The sequence below is a fragment of the Methanosarcina flavescens genome, from assembly GCF_001304615.2.
Taxonomy (GTDB): domain Archaea; phylum Halobacteriota; class Methanosarcinia; order Methanosarcinales; family Methanosarcinaceae; genus Methanosarcina; species Methanosarcina flavescens.
The window spans coordinates 212,630-230,619 of record NZ_CP032683.1 but is presented as its reverse complement, the minus strand read 5'-3'; the positions used below and the strand labels follow the sequence as shown (position 1 = coordinate 230,619).

The following is a 17,990-nucleotide window of genomic DNA, read 5'->3' as shown; positions in this document are numbered from 1 at the left end:
TATAAACAACGGATTAAAAGCCAAATCATTACCCTATACTCCAAAAGAATTAAAAAAAGGAATTATCAAGTCTATGAGGACTAAGAACTATTTCAGCTACATTCAAGCCTGTAAATTGTTTATTCCTCTTAGACCTGATAGTACCGCTAATGGCAATTTTAATAGTTACAAAAGCCACGGATCATTTTCGGGTTCAATGTAAGGATCGCCGTTAGTGTCAATTTCCCTGCCTGAATCTTTTTTCTCTGTAGGTTGATTTAATTCAGGATGCTTATTGTTTGCTTCATAATTGGCTTGTCTTGAAGTACGCTCTGGCAAATTTAAATCAACAGTTGAGATGTCTATCCCCAGTGCTTTTGCAACGCCCTCACCATATTTAGGATCTGCCTGATAGCAATTGTAAATGTGCCTGTGTTTGATTTGGAGAGTAGAATCGCCCATATTTCTGGCGGTATTTTCAAACAAAACCTGCTGCTGATCAGGAGTCATAGCTCTGAACAACTCTCCTGGCTGGGTGTAATAATCATTGTCATCTTCTCTGAAATCATACCTCAAGATATCTATTGAACCTGTTTTTTCAACTGGAAGTGCATATTGAGGTTGATCTTTCCAGTTTCCATAGCTATTGGGTTCATAATTCAGTTGGCTTCCTCTATTGCCATCAACTCTCATCTTTCCGTCTCTATGGAAACTGTGATAGTTTTTAACACCCTGAGGAGAATTCACAGGTATCTGATGGTGATTCACACCTAATCTATACCTCTGTGCGTCTCCGTAAGAGAACAAACGTCCCTGCAACATGCGGTCCGGAGAAAAACTAATTCCTGGGACTACGTTAGCCGGTGAAAAAGCAGCCTGTTCCACGTCTGCAAAGTAGTTTTCAGGATTTTTGTTTAACTCAAATTCACCCACAGGTATCAGTGGGAAATCCTTTTTATACCACATTTTAGTCAGATCAAAGGGGTTATTCTTCATAGAGTTAGCCTGTTCCTCTGTCATAACCTGTATATACATTTTCCATTTTGGGAAATTGCCTTTTTCAATGGCTTCGTAAAGGTCTCTTTGATGGCTTTCGCGATCCATTCCAATAACTCTTTCAGCTTCCTGGTCAGTGAGGTTTCTTATACCCTGTTGTGACCTGAAATGGAACTTTACCCATACCCGTTCATTATCTTTATTTATTAAACTGTAAGCATGACTGCTAAATCCATGCATGTGCCTGTAAGAAGAAGGTATTCCACGATCACCCATAATAATAGTTATCTGTAGCAGAGCTTCCGGTAATGATGTCCAGAAGTCCCAGTTAGTATTCGGGCTACGCATATTGGTACGCGGATCACGTTTAATAGCGTGGTTCAAATCAGGAAACTTTAGAGGGTCTCTGAAAAAGAATACAGGCGTGTTATTCCCTACCATGTCCCAGTTGCCCTCTTCAGTGTAAAACTTCAAAGCAAAACCACGAATATCACGCTCTGCATCAGCTGCTCCACGCTCACCCGCTACAGTAGAAAAACGTGCAAACATTTTGGTTTGCTTTCCTACTTTAGAGAATATGGCTGCTTTAGTGTAATTGGTAATATCATGAGTTACAGTAAATGTTCCAAATGCTCCTGAGCCTTTTGCATGCATTCTGCGTTCTGGAATTACTTCTCTGTCAAAATGTGCTAATTTTTCCAGAAACCAGATATCCTGTAGCATAAGAGGTCCGCGTCTACCGCTTGTCATGCTGTCCTGATTGTTTTCCACTGGAGCTCCTGCTACTGTAGTTAATTCAGGAGTTTCCCCTACTGTTTGATTTCTGCTTGGAAGTGGCTCCCCTAATTCATTTTTATCCATTGGATTTTTATAATTGTCACCCTTCATAAAATACCCTCAACTATATGTTCTCAACTTTTTCATGTTCAAATTAGAAGTTATCAAGTCTATTAGAAAAAAACCATTTCCAGCAGAATTTAAGCATGTAAACTATTTCTTCCCCATAGACCTGACGAGCCTCAAAATCTCTTCACCTATAAAAGCAAATGTCTTTGCTGCTTGGTTTTACTATGAATACAATTATAACCTTATATTAGTTTTGGTTAACATTTATTACTATATGTTTGTTCAACCTTTGTGCAGTACGAGCATCATCCGGAATGGATGAATGAGGATAGCCATATCGTAAAACTGAGTGAACTTATGCCCGTCCCCGAAAAATACTTTGCCAGCCCAAAGTCCCTGATCATAACCTCCTCCTGAGCCGTGTAGCAATAAGACCGTTTTCCCTTCCCCTCTATAGCATACTCAGTATCCCCATACCCTATTTCAAAAGAGTACTGTTATTAATCATTCCGACTTTCTATACATAACTCAAACTCATTTGAAGAATATGTAAGTTTGAAGAAATTGAGGGAGAAGGAGAGATGGAAAGAGGAGAAAAAAGGAATGATAAGGGAAAGAGAAATGAGAAGCGAGGATAGGATCGAATGTAAGCAGGTCAAAGAAAAAAGATGCCGAATATCCACCTTTAGTTTCCTGGAACCTGCAGATGACAGATACAAATATTTAAGAAAAGATTCAGAAGAGTCTCTTGCAAAATCATATGCAGGTCTTCCAGAAAAAGAGAAAATTATAGAAGAACTCCTTCGACTCAGTTCGGATCCGGACCCGCAGATAAGAAGAGGTGCGATCGATTCTTTTCTTACTATTTATTCGCTAAAATCAGGCAAAGAACAGGATATATGGAATGAACTTCTAAAGATATCTGGTGATACGGACACAGGTGTTAGAAAGGGTGCTGCAAGCATGCTTTCGCGTGTCTTTCCGGTAGTTGAGGAAAAATCTACCGTTTTTTCTGACCTTGTAAAGCTTGCTGAGAGTCCGGACTCCCTGCTCAGGAAGAAAGCTGCAGAGCTTTTTACTGTTGCATTTGCATACTCAGATGATAAGCAAAAAACATGGAACGATCTTATGAGGCTTACATCCGCTGAAGACAGAGAGGTAAGAAAAGAGGCTGTACTTGCTCTTTCGTCAGGTTATTCAGAAGTTCCGGATAAAGCGAAAGTCTGGAGCGACCTTATCAGACTTTCGACTCACGGTGATAACTTTGTTCAAAGGGTAGCAACAAGAACCCTTGGATCTGCCTTTTTTTATGTACCTGATAAAACACAGGCATTGAAAGACTTACAGGTTCTTATTGGTAACCCTTATATCTACGTCCGTATGTATGCACTTCGATCTCTTGGAAAAGCTTCTCTCTGGAAGGCTCTCAAGGCTGAAAACGAAGCTACTTATCTTTTTGGGCTTAAAGAAGCAGTCAAATATTTTAAAGATTCGACTGAGGCCTCTACCAGCACTGCTATTCCCGGATTATACTATCCCTTTTACAACGCTCTCTTACAGATTCTTTTCGGGAGGAGATCTTCAAGACTTGAGAGTGAACAATATATTTCAGAGGTAACCCATGAGATCAAGTATCTGGAAGAAGACAAGAGACTTCTTAAAATTATGGAAGAATTCTCAGACCTCCTTCTATCAGCAGGAAATCTGACTGCCGGAGATTTACCTGCCCGGAAGAAACTTCTTGAGGCCAGCATAGAGGCTTTTGACAGAGCTTCAGGAATTCTGGATATTATGGAAGAAGATGCTATTCTTGAGCAAAAAAACTTGAGAAAAGAGTGTTCAATAACGGGAAAAGTAATTACGGAACAGAAGCTAAAAGAGATTCTTTCCGGAATCAGGTATAAAGCAAGAACAGCATGCTTTAAGGCAAAAGGCAAGCCTACGGAAAAAATTACATGTGCTGTAAATGAGAGGGTCAAGACATGGAGTTTCCAGGATCTTGAGAAAGATAGGAAAGAACTGGACAGGCAGCTTGAGTCTTTGCTCAGCACTCTTAGAGTTCAAATTCCCTTTATTCCTGAAAATATGTCTATTTTTCAGAAGCTTGATGATATCAGCCAGGAACAGTGCCTTCTTGAGCGTTACAGGCATGTCAGTAGATTATTAAGCCTGATACCCGGAGCCAAGATGTATTCAAGAGCCTCAGGTAAAAGAATCCAGAGGATAGGGTATGAAAAATGGGTGCTTTATAGATCGGCAGCTTCGAGACTTTCTGACTATAAAAGGCAGTAAACTTATCTTTTGCTATCCAGCGGTAGCATCTGGTGGATGAGGGAGACAAACGGAGATGAAGTCAAGTTCAGTATTTCTAAATTCTCTCCTCCACTTCTACTCTGCCTCTATTTTTTTCTCAGGCACTTCACTGCTGTTCTCGCTCTTAACTTCGTCCAAACCATTCATATTATCATTCTTTGGAACCTCAATATCTGGAGATGGAAGCATGTTGGAAAGCAGAATTATAACCGCACAATCTGATGACAATTTTATAGAAAGGATGCGCTTTGAAAACGAGATTATTTCGGATATCGATAGCGCAAGGATGAAATTTGAATCGATACAGTTTATACAATGCCAGTTCAACAAATGTGATTTTTCAAAAGCCAGCTTTTACGATTCGGTGTTTGATAACTGCAATTTTGCAAATTGCATTTTTACGGGGAGCTACTGGAAAGGCTCCAAAATTTTAACGTGCAAGGGCGATGGCAGCAACTTCAGCAAGAGCCATATGAAAGAAACCTCTCTAGTGGATAGTTCGTTTCGATATGCAAATTTTTCAAGTTCTGTACTGGAGAACTGTGCCCTTCATGGCTGCAACTTCATGGAAGCCTTATTATCCGAGATTCGGTTAAAGAAGCCCAAGCTGAAAGAGGTTAATTTCACAGGAGCAGACTTCTTTAAAACTTCACTCAAAGACATCGACTTATCGGATTGTATCATTGACGGGATGATAGTATCCGATACACGCAACGAACTCAGAGGGGCTATAGTTAATGCTTGGCAAGCAACAGAACTTGCTGCGAGGTTCCTGGGAATCAAAATTATCTGAAAATAATCGTTACCGCGTCCTAATTTTTTCCCTTTAAGCATTCTAATCTCCCATTATGCCTGCAATCTACACTTTATCCAGGTCTCTGCAGCCTATCCGCAAATTTGCCAATATGAATACTATTAACAAGTGCATGATGAACCTGGACTGCAAACGGCATCATAAGTTTGCCTTCTCATTTCTGAATTTTCCCCAATCCTTTTCAATGTTTTAAATCTGTTATCTGGTATCTACTTCCTATATTTACGCCTTAGTTCGATACAGTCTACATTATAATATATTTTCGTTTCAGTTTCATGACCTATTTTTTGCTATAAATCATACATTGCTGTTTCTTTAAGCTTTTTTCTAGATATTATAGTGGTCGGACTCAAAAAGCCAGTGGAAATTAAATCTTGGCAAGGTAGAATGGCATATATTAATATGGTATTAACCTACTATTAATATGGGATATACATGGTTCAAGCGATAATAAACATTGATGAGCGCACTAATCGAATTTTGAATATTATCAAGGCCAAATACGGTTTAAAGGACAAAAGTGCTGCTATTAACAAAATGGCTGAAGAGTATGAAGAAGAAATTTTAGAGCCAGAGTTAAAGCCTGAGTACGTTGAGAAACTGAAGAAAATAGTAAAACAGGAAGCTATAGAAGTAGGCACGGTTGAAAACTTAAGGAAACGATATGGTCTTTGATTTTTATGTATTTTTTGAAAATCAGATCGGAACTTGATAGTAAATTTGAAAAATTAGCAAAAAAGAATAAAAAACAACTTGAAATTATTTTAGATAAAGCAAATGAGATCCTGGAATATCCACATCGATACAAGAATTTAAAAGCTCCGATGAACCATTTAAAAAGAGTGCATATCGATAAGCATTTTGTTTTGGTTTTTTCTATTGATGAGGAATCAAAGACTATAACCCTGGAAGATTACGACCATCACGATAAAATATTTTGACTTTGAAGTTTTGTTTATTTTTCTGGCAGCCCCTTGAAAACTTCCTTCGTGTGCCCGGAGGAATAATCTGTTTTTTCTATTTCATTGATGCACAGATGTTAAAGTTTTTCCCTGTTTTCGAAATCCATGTGCGAAATATGCGTAATTTATCCACGGCAGGACAGGGAATTGATATGTATCATTCCGTAAAAGAGGCAAAAAAGGATTAAAAGCGGTTTTTGTGACAGCTCGTAGATAAAAAATTACCAGATTCAACATTAATAAATAATGATAAACAGTATTCATATGGTGATAAATATGAAAGTTAAATACGCTACCATCATAGTTGAGGATATGGATGAATCGATTAAATTTTACACGGAAGTTATGGGACTTAAAATAGATAGCCAGCACAACCCTCAACCTGGAGTAACAATCACATTATTGAAAGGGGAAGGGGATGCTATGATAGAGCTTATAATGAATACAGAACATGAAACTGGCCTGTTTTCGGTAGGAATGGATGTTGAAGACATAAACACTACAGTGGAAGAACTCAAATCCAAAGGTGCCAAAATCACAATGGAACCCACACCAATAACAGTTGGAACCCTTGCCTTCTTAGAAGACCCAAACGGAGTCAAAATAGCACTAATTCAACATCACTGATCTTTTTTACATTTCAGAATCTTGTCTGGAGAATAGTAAACTAAAAATGAATCTGTTGACGAAGATCACTGAAAAAATAAACATAAACGGAAATTTTGGAAATAAATTAGAAAAGAATTAATACTATCTAAATAATTGCTACTAGAATGAGTTTAAAAAGACAGGCTATTAAGCAGAATAATATATTTTTGGAATTTAATAGGTTATTTTTCTCAATTAATTCTAAGTCAATTATTAAGAATATATTTAATATATTAATATACTTCACTTTAATTATATGTTTTAAGTTTACAGCCAACTGGTATATAGCAACAATTGTAAGTGACAGTTCGATTACTATTTCATTAATTCTTATATATGTTTTGAACTTAATGTTATTAGCAAAAATTATATCTGTAAGAATGAATTGGAGCGGATTGTTTTTTAAACGTTCCGAAGCCTTGTCTTGGAAACAAACCCTATTAAGATGTTTTCCCATTTTATTTTCTTGTACTCATTCGTGTATTCTCGGCGTAAATAGACTTCATTGGAACATACTACAAACGATGAGTACCTTTGATGCTCAATTTTGGGCTAACCCTACATTAGTGATTATCGTAGTGATATTTTTAATTTTTAATCTTGTAGTTTTATTTGAGGCATTGTTTTTTATTACATTCTTGTTTGATGAAGGTGTTTATTTAATATTAAATAAATTAAATAGATCGAAGATTAATCGAAAAGGATCACATAATGTCTCTGAGTTTATATATCAAAATTCATGGACATTAGAAGTTACAAGCTCAAAATTTATTTTGTTTGGGCTTTTAATCCTTTCTATCATTTTTGCAACGTCTGCATCAGATCAAGTTAATAATTATTTTTCAGATTCGTCATTCAACTGTATGCTATTTTTATCGAGTATTCTCATTGCATCACTTTTTTTAGTTATATTACAATTTCCTTAAATAAGGTTATATTTAAGTTTTTCAACGTAAATTATTGCGTTGATTATAAGAAAATAGAAAATATTTTTTGTATGTTTATTGGCAATAATATTATTTTTCTTAATGCAATTTATTTTGCAAAGTATCTTAAAATAGCTTTAGTTTATGATCCAATTGATACTAATAACCCTGAGATGAGTATTATATCAGAAATGATGGTGCTAGCCGGAGGAATACCATACAATCATCCTACAAATTTAATGAACATGGGTCTCATATATTATCTTCTAATTTCTGTAGGTTTTGCAATTATAACCTATATCATATTTTTCCATTTAAATCCTACACCCTGTTTTTTGGAATTAAAGTCAAAACTTAAGCAAAAAATAACTAACTTCCTTGAAGAATCAACAAGTCACAAGAACTTAGAGGGAATTCAATTTAAGATAATTGAAAAACTTTTTTCAAAACAATTGAGAAAAAGAACTACAGTAAAGAGATTTATTGATTTTCTTTTTGTTTATATTATTGTTATTCCTTTTATTACTTCATTATTTGATTTATATTTTTTAGTTTATGACTCAATATTTGGGCATAGCTCGTATCGTTCTTTTCTATTGAGAGGTCAATACATAATAGGAATTTACTTCTTTTTTTTAATTGTTTTTATGGACATCTTAGAAGTAGCTCGGAAAAGTCATAAAATTCCTCTTACCTCTATTATAAAAAAGAATACTTTGACTAAATATGTCAAATATCTCTCGATCCATTACTCAATTGCAATTTCTTGTTATATTGCAATTTTTATAAGCTGGGTTTACCGGCTATCTAAAGAGTACGGTGGAATTGAGGCCCCAGAAGAAATTAAAACGTTTCAGATTCTACTTTTATTTCTAGCGTCAGAATATACTTTATCTAATATATCACAAAAAGCAGAAGATTGTTTAAATAAAGCAATTGAAAAAGGTATAATATAATTTCGTTTATCATCTATTTCAAAGATTTCGCACCGTTTGGATTCTTTTTAACCGAGCCTGTGGAACCTGAGAAGAAAAAGAGAGAAAAACCTTAAATTTTTTAGAATTTGAGGTTGAGTTTTTCTTATCTCTGCTGCTGGATCATCTGAAATAAGAACATGGTATATTCACTCTTTCCTGGCTTTATAGAGGTAAAAGATCTTTCGTCCAGGTGAATAAAGTGTATCGAAAAAGGTAGAACTGGAAATAGAAATCTGAAAAATTATGAATCCGTCTTAAACTTCCATCCCTTCTTCTTTAAGAAAATGGTCAATCAACTTTCTTGCAATGCTTATTTTTCCAGGCAATACTGGCAAATCCCCAGCCGGGAACCACCGGGCGTCCTCGATTTCAAACCCATCGGGCTGGATTTCCCCTGAACTGTATTCCGCAGTAAACCCGATCATAAGAGAATTAGGAAACGGCCATGCCTGTGTTCCGAAGTAAGTAATATTTTTAACCTCAATTCCCACTTCTTCCCTGATTTCTCTGGCAACCGCAGCTTCAGCAGACTCTCCGGGCTCAACAAAGCCGGCTATCAAACCATACATGTCATCTGGGAAGTTTGGAGACCTGGCAAGTAAAATTTCATGCCCTTTCCGGATAAGCACGATAACGGCAGGCGATATTCTGGGATAGAAAAGCTCTCCGCAATCAGGGCATTCTTTTCCCCTCTCTCCGGGCTTTTGCAGGGTTTTTGTCCCGCATCTGCTGCAAAACTGGCTCGTCCTGTCCCATTCCATGACCTGAACGGCTTTATTAACAAGCGCAAAACACTTTTCACCCATTTGTGTATATGCCTGCCTGAGATCCATAAATTCCATTCCTTCAGGAGGCTGCGCGTTATTTGGAAGCTCCACGGAATAGCAGTGTGTTCCATCAAGGGCTCCGAGATACTGTTCCCTGATACCTGAAAGCCCAAGCTCTCCCAGGTCAATCAGCCTTGGAATTGCTCCGGGATTATTATTAAGCTTGAGGAGAATCTCACGGTCCCGGAAAATAAACCAGAGCGCTTTTTCGGCCCTATCGGCTGGCGGCTCTACACCTATGACAAATTCCGGGAAAGCAGGATTTTCTCTTTTTTTTGAAGTCATAATGTTCGTACTTATTGTTTTTCGTTCTATATATGATTACAGTAGCGTTTTTATTCTATTGCTTATTCTGTTGTTTATTCTTTCAGTTTCATTGGCTCTCCACAACAGTCCATATCACCCGCACAGCCTGTAGCGCAGCTGTGATCTGTGCATTCACTTATCACTTTAAGTTCAATCCCGCATCTTTCACAAACAAGAGTTTGACCAGTTTTCAGATCATTACAATTTATTCCAATCACCCCTATATACCTGACGAAAAAGTATGTAATTTAGATTCAAATTGCTTGCGAAACATCAATTCTGAAGTTTGGTCCGTGAACCTGGAGTTAAGATAAAAAAAGAAGGTAAAAAGGAGTGATGAACCTGAAGAGGTGGAAAAGCTGTCCGCAAACAGAACTTTAAACCGGTTTTTCAGGCTTTATCTTCGTGACTCTTCCTGGCAACACAACTCTCAAGTGATGCATCTGCAACGGCTTTTGCAACCGCGGGTACTACATGCCTGTCAAGAGGATGAGGAATTATGTGATCTTCTGAAAGCTCGCTGACTTTTACGACGTCAGCAAGCGCATGGGCTGCAGCCATTTCCATTTCAGGCGTTATTTTCCTTGCACAGGTGCTCAGAGCCCCTTTGAAAACCCCGGGGAAGCTCAGGCAATTATTAAGCTGGTTTGGAAAATCCGACCTGCCTGTTGCAATAATTCTTGCTCCTGCCCGTTTTGCAGCATCTGGCATAATCTCAGGGATAGGATTTGCCATGGCCATAATAATTGCATCTTTTGCCATAGAGCTAACCATATCCTCGGTAACTATGCCTCCTACCGAGACCCCGATAAAAAGATCAGTTCCCGGAAAAGCTTTTTCGAGCCCTCCTTTCAATTTTCCGGGGTTTGTAAGCCTGGCAATTTCTTCCTTTACAGAGTTCATGCCGTTCTTTCGACCCTGGTAAATGAGCCCTTTACTATCACAGGTAAGAATTTTAGCGGGATTTGCTCCTGCACGGACCAAAAACCGAAAAATTGCAACGCCTGCAGCACCAAGGCCTGAAATCACGATTTTAAGCTCGTTTAATTCTTTATTCACAATTTTAAGAGCATTAAGAAGCCCGGCAAAAACTACAATCGCTGTGCCGTGTTGATCATCGTGCATAACTGGTAGTTCGAGGGCTTCACGCAGCCTGGATTCGATTTCAAAGCAGCGGGGAGCACTGATATCCTCAAGGTTAATGCCTCCGAAAGCAGGAGCAAGATGCTTTACCGCTTTTATCACCTCTTCGGTTTCCTGCGTATCCAGACAGATAGGAAAGGCATCAATGCCTGCAAATTCCTTGAAAATTATCGCTTTTCCTTCCATGACAGGCAGGGCAGCATGGGGCCCTATATTCCCAAACCCGAGCACTGCAGAACCATCAGTGACAACAGCAATGGTATTTCTCTTCAGGGTATAAAGGTAAGCGAGCTCCGGGTCTTCACTTATTTTCCTGCACGGCTCGGCAACCCCTGGCGTATAAGCAACGCTGAGGTCATGTATAGTTCGAAGGCGGATTTTACTTGCAACCTCCAGTACACCCCCAAGTTGTCGGTGAATTGCAAGCGACTCTTTATACAGGGATATGTGTGTATCACTGTCTTTTTCCAGGTATTTTCCAACATCCATTCCAGAATTTTTTTCCAGGCTCGTTTCCGAGTCTGAAACCGAGTGTATATCTTTTATTCTAGTACCCCCTGACAATATTCAGCACTGAGAGCTAAGCTTCAATCCGACAAGGCTCTGAGAAATAAAATCTCCTATATAATAGTCTATGCAAACCATAAATAAACCCGCTGCCAGATAATTCCAGAGCCTGACCTGTCGAGCAAAATGTTCTCACAAAGCTAACAGCTTTTTAAACCCGCGAAATCTTCAGTTTTTAAGCAACCAGGGTAAAAACCGCTCTAATCTAATCGGTTCACTCGGCAGTCATTACCTCAGAAAAGATATACCTTTTCAGGAGAATAATCCCTTATGCAAATTAAAGGAATAGCCCGCGATACCCTCCACTTTATTCTTGAGGCCAGCAAATCCATGGCTCCTCAAGAATTTGCCGGTCTTTTGCAGGAAAAAGGAGGCATCATTACTGAAGTTCTTATATTGCCTGGCACAGAATCAAGTAATAAGAGCGCAATTCTCAGGCTTTATATGATGCCAAACATTAAAGCCGTTGGTTCGGTCCACAGCCATCCGGGCCCGAACCGCAGCCCCTCTCAGGCTGATCTTCGTCTCTTCTCGAGAACAGGGAACTACCATATCATAGTGGGACGCCCCTACCATAAAAAAAGCTGGACATGCTATAACAGAGAAGGAGAGATTATTGAGCTGCCTGTACTCGATGTGGAATTTGAGGATTATGAGGAAATCTGATTTAAGATCCAGTCTGTAAAACTGCAAATCACAGGCAAACTGCAAATCATAGGCAAACTGCAAATCATAGGCAAACGGCAAACTACAGGCAAACTGCAGGCAAAAGCTTTCTGATATATAAATAACTTTAATTAGTTGTTGTAATTTTCCGGCGGTTGCCCTTATGTAAACCTACCTTCCTTCTGATAACCACCAAAAATGTTTTATTTACAGATACATATTATTTAGAGGATACATCCCTGTAATCAAGAAATCTGAAGAGAAATGATTTTCTTGCTTCAGAGGCTGTATCCGGGTAAACACTCTGGGATAAAAACCGGGTGGCCTTCACATATTTGGAGGTAGTAATCCAAATGCCTACATGCCAAGATTGTAGATTTTATACGGCTATTGACGAGATGAAAGGCGAATGTTTCAGCCTGGGCTTCGAAGTGCATGGGAAAACCGATTCCAAGAAATGCCCGGAGAGGGCTTTCAGACCAAATAAAGGCCCCAGATCAAAAAAATCCAGAGCCCATGGTTATTAAGAGAATGTGAAAAACAAATTCAGATAAAGCAAGGCATAAGAAGCTCGAGATGATAAGAAGAACTCAAAAAAAGGTTAAAGTATAAAATGAATTGAGACAACCTCCAGTCCTGATAGAAATTCCGGAGCATTTATATTACTTATTTTTTGCTGCCGGAATTAAACGAGCTAAAAGAAATCCTATTAATTTTTTCTTTATATTCCTGCATACTCTTATGTTTCATAGCCATCCACGTCTCATTCGAATATAATGAAATTTTTTAAAATGCTAATTTCAAACCATATCTATCAACTGACCTGATATGGAGAACGTGCCTCATTTGTGACTTCAAGGATTTCCTGGGCAATCTGGATAAGCCTGAGCCAGGTATTGAGGGCTGAACGAAGGGAAACGGCATCTTCGGCTTTTACGCTCAATACCAGCCTGCTTTTGTCCTCAAGGGACAGGTCTATTACAGATCTTTCGGAAAAGCTCTCACTGAGCTCGGGCAGGAGGGCCCTGTAGATTGTTCCTGCGGTTTCGGTTTCAAAGGTGAATTCTGCGAAAAGTTTCAAGGAATTCCTCCTGAAGAATCCTGTTTTTTGTTTTAATCGTTTTAACGGTTTTTGAATTAGATGGAAAAATCGATTTATAAAAGCCAGTTATAAAAATAAGGGTCTGGAGGTCAGTACTTTTTAAAACCTCGGAGGTTAAGTTTAAAAAGTGACTTTTTGCTGCCAATAAAATCGATATACTTCTCCCCGACAACTATCAGAGTGGAATCCGAAGGAAGCTGATCGATTTTGTCGCTTTCAACCCTCTTGAACTGGAAAAAGGACTCAAAGGCATCTGCAATCTCTCCCTGACCTGAGAGCGCGGGCTCGACATCAGGGAACCAGTAGGAATCAGATTCCTCGGAATACCAGTCCGTAAATCTGATAGAGAAAAGGAGCTTCCCGTTTTCATCATAAAAGCTGAGTTCTCCTGGGTTTCCGTGGTACTCCCCTATAACTATGAGAGGTCCGCCATCCGCAAACTCCAAGAGTTCCTTCATGCCCATTTTTCCGCGTGTTATACACCTGCCGGCTATAAACCGCGAAAGCAACTTGCAAAGCGACCTGGTTCTTGCAGAAGGTTTTCGAGAGGTAGTAATTAGCATACTTCCCCTGACAGATTGGAAGTATATATTAATTTCTCCTCGCAGGGTTAAGATTTATTCTGTTTAGAGGTTGTTAATGAGTTTTTAGTTGCTGAATGAATTCCAACGTGTTTTTCCTTTCACAGGTATAACTTGCATTAGGCTCGAACCTTCAATTAGTGACATTACTATTCCTTAAAAATTACTAAAATTTTAATATTATAGTCTTCAAATATTTAGCAATAGTAAACGGGTCTGACTGATTATGGTAATAGCAATAGATGATGCTTTGGCGCTATTAGAAGTAACGAAGCTAGTAAAAAATTTTAAAGATAACATCCTACGAAAACATCCTATAGACAGTGTCATAGATCAGGTATTCAAGGAAATTAAAGATGATGATAAGTATTCCGATTGGGTCACAATGTTAGATGAGATCGAAGAATCAAAAAAAGACTTGTTTATTAATATAGATATTGTAGAAAAAGACGAATTCAATAGAAAATTAAATGGGCTTCTTGAAACAGAGGTATTAGATTGGTTTTATGATGATTTCAAGAAGAGATACAAAAAAAAGTTATTCGAATATGCTTCCAAAGACATAGAGATCTTTAAACCATATATGGTAGATAAGGTTAATGGAATAGAGGCTGAAATTCGATATCTACATGAGATACTTCAGGAAACATTGAGAGAATATAGAAACTCCAAAGATTGTAATGAAGAAAAAGAAAAATTGTTAGAGGTCTATATTGATCAATTCGACAGAATATATGGTACACTATGTAACCTTCAAAAAGATACTTCTGTAGAATATGCAAAGAATATATTCAATCATTTCAGTACGTTTGAAAATTTAGCTTATTATATAGACCTGAAATGCTATGAAGATGAGCATCACGATATAGTATTGATAGATAAGTACGTGGAAAAGTGGCTGGGAGAAAAAAATTATCCTATCTTAGTTATATTAGGCGATTTCGGTACGGGCAAAACAACCTATGTAACAAATCTAATTAAACAATTTGCGGATCGATATGTTAAGGACAACGATTTTTATCTGCCCATATCAGTACAGCTAAAGAATTTTACAAAGTTCTGGAACTTAGAAGATCTGATTAAAAATTACAATATTTTATATGGTTTGAGTATTAATGATTTTGAGAATAAATTTAGGCAAGGGAAAATACTATTCGTCTTCGATGGTTATGATGAGTTGCCAAAAGGTACTGTCGAGAAGTTTAATGAGGTAAATTCACTAGTATCTGCTCGGAATAAGGTTATAATTACATCCCGTACTCACTATTTTGAGAACAAAGAGGACGAGGAGCTGTCCCTAGACCCAGAATCGATGGATTTCACTGGAATATCGTTAAAGGACAAATCTAAGGTAAAGATAGTGTATATTAGTCTATTCAGTGAAAACGATATAAAGAGATACCTTAAAAGATATTTTGGTGTTAACTGGTTTGCTCGATATGAAACAATAAATAAAATATATAATCTTAGCGACCTTTCTAAGCGTCCTATACTACTTAATTTAATAGTTCAAACACTATCGGATTTTTCGCTAACAACAGGTGAGATTACCCAGTCAAAGCTATACGATACATATGTTAATAAGTGGATGAATAGAGAGAAACGGAAAGTAAACCCAAAATATGTTTCAGTCGTGATGGAAGAGCTAGCTTTTAAAATGTTTACAGAGAATAAAAATGTAATTACAATAGATGAGATATATGAGACAGTTGACAGAAAATTTAGAGCGGACATTATGAAAGGAAGGGTCGATATCGATGACATTAATAAAAAGATAAGGACAGCTTCTTTCATTTACCGAGATTCTGAAGATAATTTCGTGTTCATGCATCGATCGTTCATGGAATTTTTTATTGCTAAAAAGCTTTCCCAAGAAATCAATGAGGATATTATTGATAGTAATATTCTGCGTAAAAAAATGCTCACTCCCGAGATTATAAGTTTCATTAAGGAGATGATCAATAACAAAAGTAGTCTCTTTTTAAGTATGATCGAGTACACCAGGGGGAAAACGGAAAATGAAACCGGGTTCCTTGGCGGTAATGCAGTTACTTTACTAAAATACTTAAGTTATGATTTTAGAGAGAGTGACTTTTCTTTAACGGTATTATCCGGTGCAGACTTATCAAATTGCGACCTCAGCAATACATGTTTTAGAAAAACAATTATGAGAAACGTTAAACTATCGAATAGCATACTAAGATTTACTGATTTTTCAGAATCCTGTCTAAAAAGGGCTGATATTGAAAAAGCTAATATTAAAGGGGCTAATTTCGAAAAAGCTAATCTTGAAGGGGCCAAGCTTAGAGAAGCTTGCCTTAAAAAGACTAATCTCTCCGGAGTAAATCTTGAAAGAGCTAACCTCTTCTGGTCTGATCTCTCTTGGGTTAACCTTCACTCAGCTAATCTTATAGGGGCTAACCTTGAAAGGGCTTACCTTATAGAGGCTAACCTTGAGGGAGCTATTCTTGAAGGGGCTAACCTTGAAGGGGCTGTTCTTGAAGGAGCTAACATCTCCGGAGTAAATCTTGAAAGAGCTAACCTCTTCTGGTCTGATCTCTCTTGGGCTAACCTTCACTCAGCTAATCTTATAGAGGCTAATCTTGAAGAAGCTAACCTTGAAGGAGCTAATCTTGAAAAGTCTAACCTTAAAGAGGCTTATCTTAACAAAGCTAACCTTATAGGTGCCAGTCTTATAGGAGCTACACTTGAAGCAGCTAACCTCAAAAAATCTAACCTTAAAGAGGCTAATATCAAAGAAGCTAACCTTGAATGGGCTGACCTTGAAAGGGCTAACCTTGAAAAAGCTAACCTTGAAAGAACTAGCCTCTTCAAGGCTATTCTCTACTGGACTAACTTCTCTGAGGCTAACCTTTCTAGGGCTATCTTCTACTGGGCTAACCTTGAGGGAGCTAACTTTGAAGGAGCTAACCTTGAAGGGGCTAAATTCTAAGGGCCTGAATTTGAAGGCTGACCTTGTAAAGATAAACTTCGCGGCCTTCTTATAGGAGCTAATCTTGAAGGAGTTAATTTCAGAGAAGCTTGCAATTTATTCATTGACCAGCTTTCTAAAGTAAAATCAATTAAAAGGACAAAAATAGATGAAAGATTTCTTGTAGCCTTCAAAAATAAATATCCAGAAACATATTAAGTACTTATAAAAATAACTGATAAAATAATCGGACAAGAGTAAAATACTTGAGAGACTTGAGAGTAGAATAAATTAACATTAATGTTTATGTTTTTCTTTTTTGCTTTCCACGTCCCTAATCTTTTATTATTCTAACATTTTTCGGCTCTGTAGAAATCCTTAATTTAATCCATAATAATTGTATTACTTTTTTGTTTATATTATAGACTATTAGTTTAACTTTTACTTCTTTTACTTGATTTCTAACCTTTCTTGCTCTTAATGTTTCTCCAAATTTTCTTTTTACAACAGATATTATTGTCTCTACTATATTCCTTCTATTGTATTTGATCTTATCAAAGTCTTTGTTTAATTGTTTTCTATATTTTCCGTTTATTCTCTTTCTTTTTCTTTCTCTCAAAGGTACTATTGAATCTGCTTTTATCTCTTCTCTTATTAGAGTATGAATTTCTTCGGAATCATATCCTTTATCCATCACATAACATTGAGACTTTCTTGACTTGTTTGATTGTCTTATCAGAGTCTTTGCATGCTTGACATCATGATCTGTTTTTTGGCTAATTTTCCATCCTAATATTACTTTTTTAATAGTGTCTACTGATATTGAAGTTTTAAGGAAGCTCCTTCGGAGCTTCCCTGTTCTCTTAGAATAATAATGACTTGCATAAGAACTCGTAAATCCTGTTGCATCAATTGCCGTAATGAGAACTTTTTCTCCATGTGAGTAAAATAGTTTTAGAGTTTTTGACAAAATTAGGTTAAACAATGAAGAGGGAATTCTGGACACAAACTTTTGAAGAGTAGTGTAATGAGGAACCTTATCAAGGTCAAGTTTTTCCTTTATACTGTTCATGAGGTCAACAAGTTCTACAAAGTCACGGTAGTCTGTACTTATATACTCCTTCAATAAAACAAGAACAAGAAGCTGATGTTGAGTATAAACACGTTTGGAATATTTGCAGGAGTAAAGGTTCAGTCTGGAAGACTGAACCGTTTTAAGACTGAGATCAATAAATTTAATATACTTATTTGATGACAATAGCAATTGCTCCTTTGTTTTTTGTGTGGACAAAAAAATTAAGGAGCATTTTTACAATTTTATTTTTATAATTTTTGGGTAAAAACAGAATTTAGAGGATTTCTACAGAGCCGTTTTTTGGATCTATTTTTAGAGTGATAATCGAAC

18 protein-coding genes are annotated in these 17,990 nt (G+C 37.2%); 9 read left to right on the top strand and 9 right to left on the bottom strand.

All coding sequences use genetic code 11. The features are described from left to right. Positions 1-165: 165 nt before the first annotated feature. Together AOB57_RS00940 and AOB57_RS00935 are read right to left on the bottom strand one after the other, a co-directional pair. Positions 166-1,863 carry a catalase gene (locus AOB57_RS00940; RefSeq protein ID WP_054298813.1) on the bottom strand — a complete coding sequence of 566 codons (1,698 nt, stop codon included), beginning with the start codon at positions 1,861-1,863 and terminating at the stop codon, positions 166-168. 240 nt (positions 1,864-2,103) lie between these two features. Then, positions 2,104-2,250 carry a hypothetical protein gene (locus tag AOB57_RS00935; protein ID WP_181952209.1) on the bottom strand — a complete coding sequence of 49 codons (147 nt, stop codon included), beginning with the start codon at positions 2,248-2,250 and terminating at the stop codon, positions 2,104-2,106. A 174-nt stretch (positions 2,251-2,424) separates the two neighbouring features. Between AOB57_RS00935 and AOB57_RS00930 the strand changes: the two genes are divergently transcribed. Both AOB57_RS00930 and AOB57_RS00925 read left to right on the top strand, forming a co-directional pair. Next, positions 2,425-4,113, top strand: coding sequence for a HEAT repeat domain-containing protein (locus AOB57_RS00930; RefSeq protein ID WP_167829496.1), 1,689 nt, complete (start codon positions 2,425-2,427; stop codon positions 4,111-4,113). Positions 4,114-4,321: 208 nt separating this feature from the next. After that, the gene (locus AOB57_RS00925; RefSeq protein WP_054298811.1) at positions 4,322-4,927 is read left to right on the top strand and encodes a pentapeptide repeat-containing protein; all 606 of its coding nucleotides are present in this window, start codon (positions 4,322-4,324) and stop codon (positions 4,925-4,927) included. Positions 4,928-5,000: 73 nt separating this feature from the next. Here the strand turns inward: AOB57_RS00925 and AOB57_RS00920 are convergent, their stop codons facing one another. Then, complete coding sequence (locus AOB57_RS00920; protein WP_226999721.1) at positions 5,001-5,087, bottom strand: hypothetical protein; 87 nt, start codon at positions 5,085-5,087, stop codon at positions 5,001-5,003. Positions 5,088-5,383: 296 nt separating this feature from the next. On the opposite strand from AOB57_RS00920, the gene AOB57_RS00915 reads away from it, so the two are divergent. The 4 genes from AOB57_RS00915 to AOB57_RS00900 all read left to right on the top strand — a co-directional run bounded on the left by AOB57_RS00915 (position 5,384) and on the right by AOB57_RS00900 (position 8,440). Next, positions 5,384-5,623 carry a DUF2683 family protein gene (locus AOB57_RS00915; RefSeq protein WP_054298810.1) on the top strand — a complete coding sequence of 80 codons (240 nt, stop codon included), beginning with the start codon at positions 5,384-5,386 and terminating at the stop codon, positions 5,621-5,623. A gap of 5 nt (positions 5,624-5,628) precedes the next feature. Next, entirely contained in the window at positions 5,629-5,889 is a 261-nt protein-coding gene (locus tag AOB57_RS00910) for a type II toxin-antitoxin system RelE family toxin (protein WP_054298895.1), read from the top strand. Positions 5,890-6,186: 297 nt separating this feature from the next. Further along, on the top strand, positions 6,187-6,537 hold the full coding sequence (locus tag AOB57_RS00905; RefSeq protein WP_054298808.1) for a VOC family protein: 351 nt from the start codon (positions 6,187-6,189) through the stop codon (positions 6,535-6,537). A 1,018-nt stretch (positions 6,538-7,555) separates the two neighbouring features. Continuing rightward, the gene (locus AOB57_RS00900; protein WP_054298805.1) at positions 7,556-8,440 is read left to right on the top strand and encodes a hypothetical protein; all 885 of its coding nucleotides are present in this window, start codon (positions 7,556-7,558) and stop codon (positions 8,438-8,440) included. Between the two features lie 275 nt (positions 8,441-8,715). Here the strand turns inward: AOB57_RS00900 and nudC are convergent, their stop codons facing one another. From nudC to AOB57_RS00885, 3 genes are all read right to left on the bottom strand, one after another. Then, positions 8,716-9,573: an NAD(+) diphosphatase gene (gene nudC, locus AOB57_RS00895; RefSeq protein ID WP_054298804.1), complete on the bottom strand. Its 858-nt coding sequence runs from the start codon at positions 9,571-9,573 to the stop codon at positions 8,716-8,718. A 74-nt stretch (positions 9,574-9,647) separates the two neighbouring features. Beyond that, positions 9,648-9,812, bottom strand: a complete 165-nt coding sequence (locus tag AOB57_RS00890; RefSeq protein WP_167829481.1) for a hypothetical protein — start codon at positions 9,810-9,812, stop codon at positions 9,648-9,650. Between the two features lie 172 nt (positions 9,813-9,984). Continuing rightward, positions 9,985-11,226, bottom strand: coding sequence for an NAD(P)-dependent malic enzyme (locus tag AOB57_RS00885; RefSeq protein WP_054298894.1), 1,242 nt, complete (start codon positions 11,224-11,226; stop codon positions 9,985-9,987). A gap of 348 nt (positions 11,227-11,574) precedes the next feature. On the opposite strand from AOB57_RS00885, the gene AOB57_RS00880 reads away from it, so the two are divergent. Both AOB57_RS00880 and AOB57_RS00875 read left to right on the top strand, forming a co-directional pair. After that, entirely contained in the window at positions 11,575-11,970 is a 396-nt protein-coding gene (locus tag AOB57_RS00880) for a Mov34/MPN/PAD-1 family protein (RefSeq protein WP_054298803.1), read from the top strand. 353 nt (positions 11,971-12,323) lie between these two features. Beyond that, positions 12,324-12,497, top strand: a complete 174-nt coding sequence (locus AOB57_RS00875; protein ID WP_167829494.1) for a hypothetical protein — start codon at positions 12,324-12,326, stop codon at positions 12,495-12,497. Between the two features lie 287 nt (positions 12,498-12,784). Here the strand turns inward: AOB57_RS00875 and AOB57_RS00870 are convergent, their stop codons facing one another. Both AOB57_RS00870 and AOB57_RS00865 read right to left on the bottom strand, forming a co-directional pair. Then, positions 12,785-13,051, bottom strand: a complete 267-nt coding sequence (locus AOB57_RS00870) for a KEOPS complex subunit Pcc1 (protein ID WP_054298802.1) — start codon at positions 13,049-13,051, stop codon at positions 12,785-12,787. A 110-nt stretch (positions 13,052-13,161) separates the two neighbouring features. Next, positions 13,162-13,635, bottom strand: coding sequence for an rRNA maturation protein (locus AOB57_RS00865; protein WP_054298801.1), 474 nt, complete (start codon positions 13,633-13,635; stop codon positions 13,162-13,164). Between the two features lie 244 nt (positions 13,636-13,879). Between AOB57_RS00865 and AOB57_RS00860 the strand changes: the two genes are divergently transcribed. Further along, positions 13,880-16,606: a pentapeptide repeat-containing protein gene (locus AOB57_RS00860; RefSeq protein WP_054298800.1), complete on the top strand. Its 2,727-nt coding sequence runs from the start codon at positions 13,880-13,882 to the stop codon at positions 16,604-16,606. A 313-nt stretch (positions 16,607-16,919) separates the two neighbouring features. Here the strand turns inward: AOB57_RS00860 and AOB57_RS00855 are convergent, their stop codons facing one another. Next, positions 16,920-17,843: an IS5 family transposase gene (locus tag AOB57_RS00855; RefSeq protein WP_167829493.1), complete on the bottom strand. Its 924-nt coding sequence runs from the start codon at positions 17,841-17,843 to the stop codon at positions 16,920-16,922. Positions 17,844-17,990 lie beyond the last annotated feature (147 nt).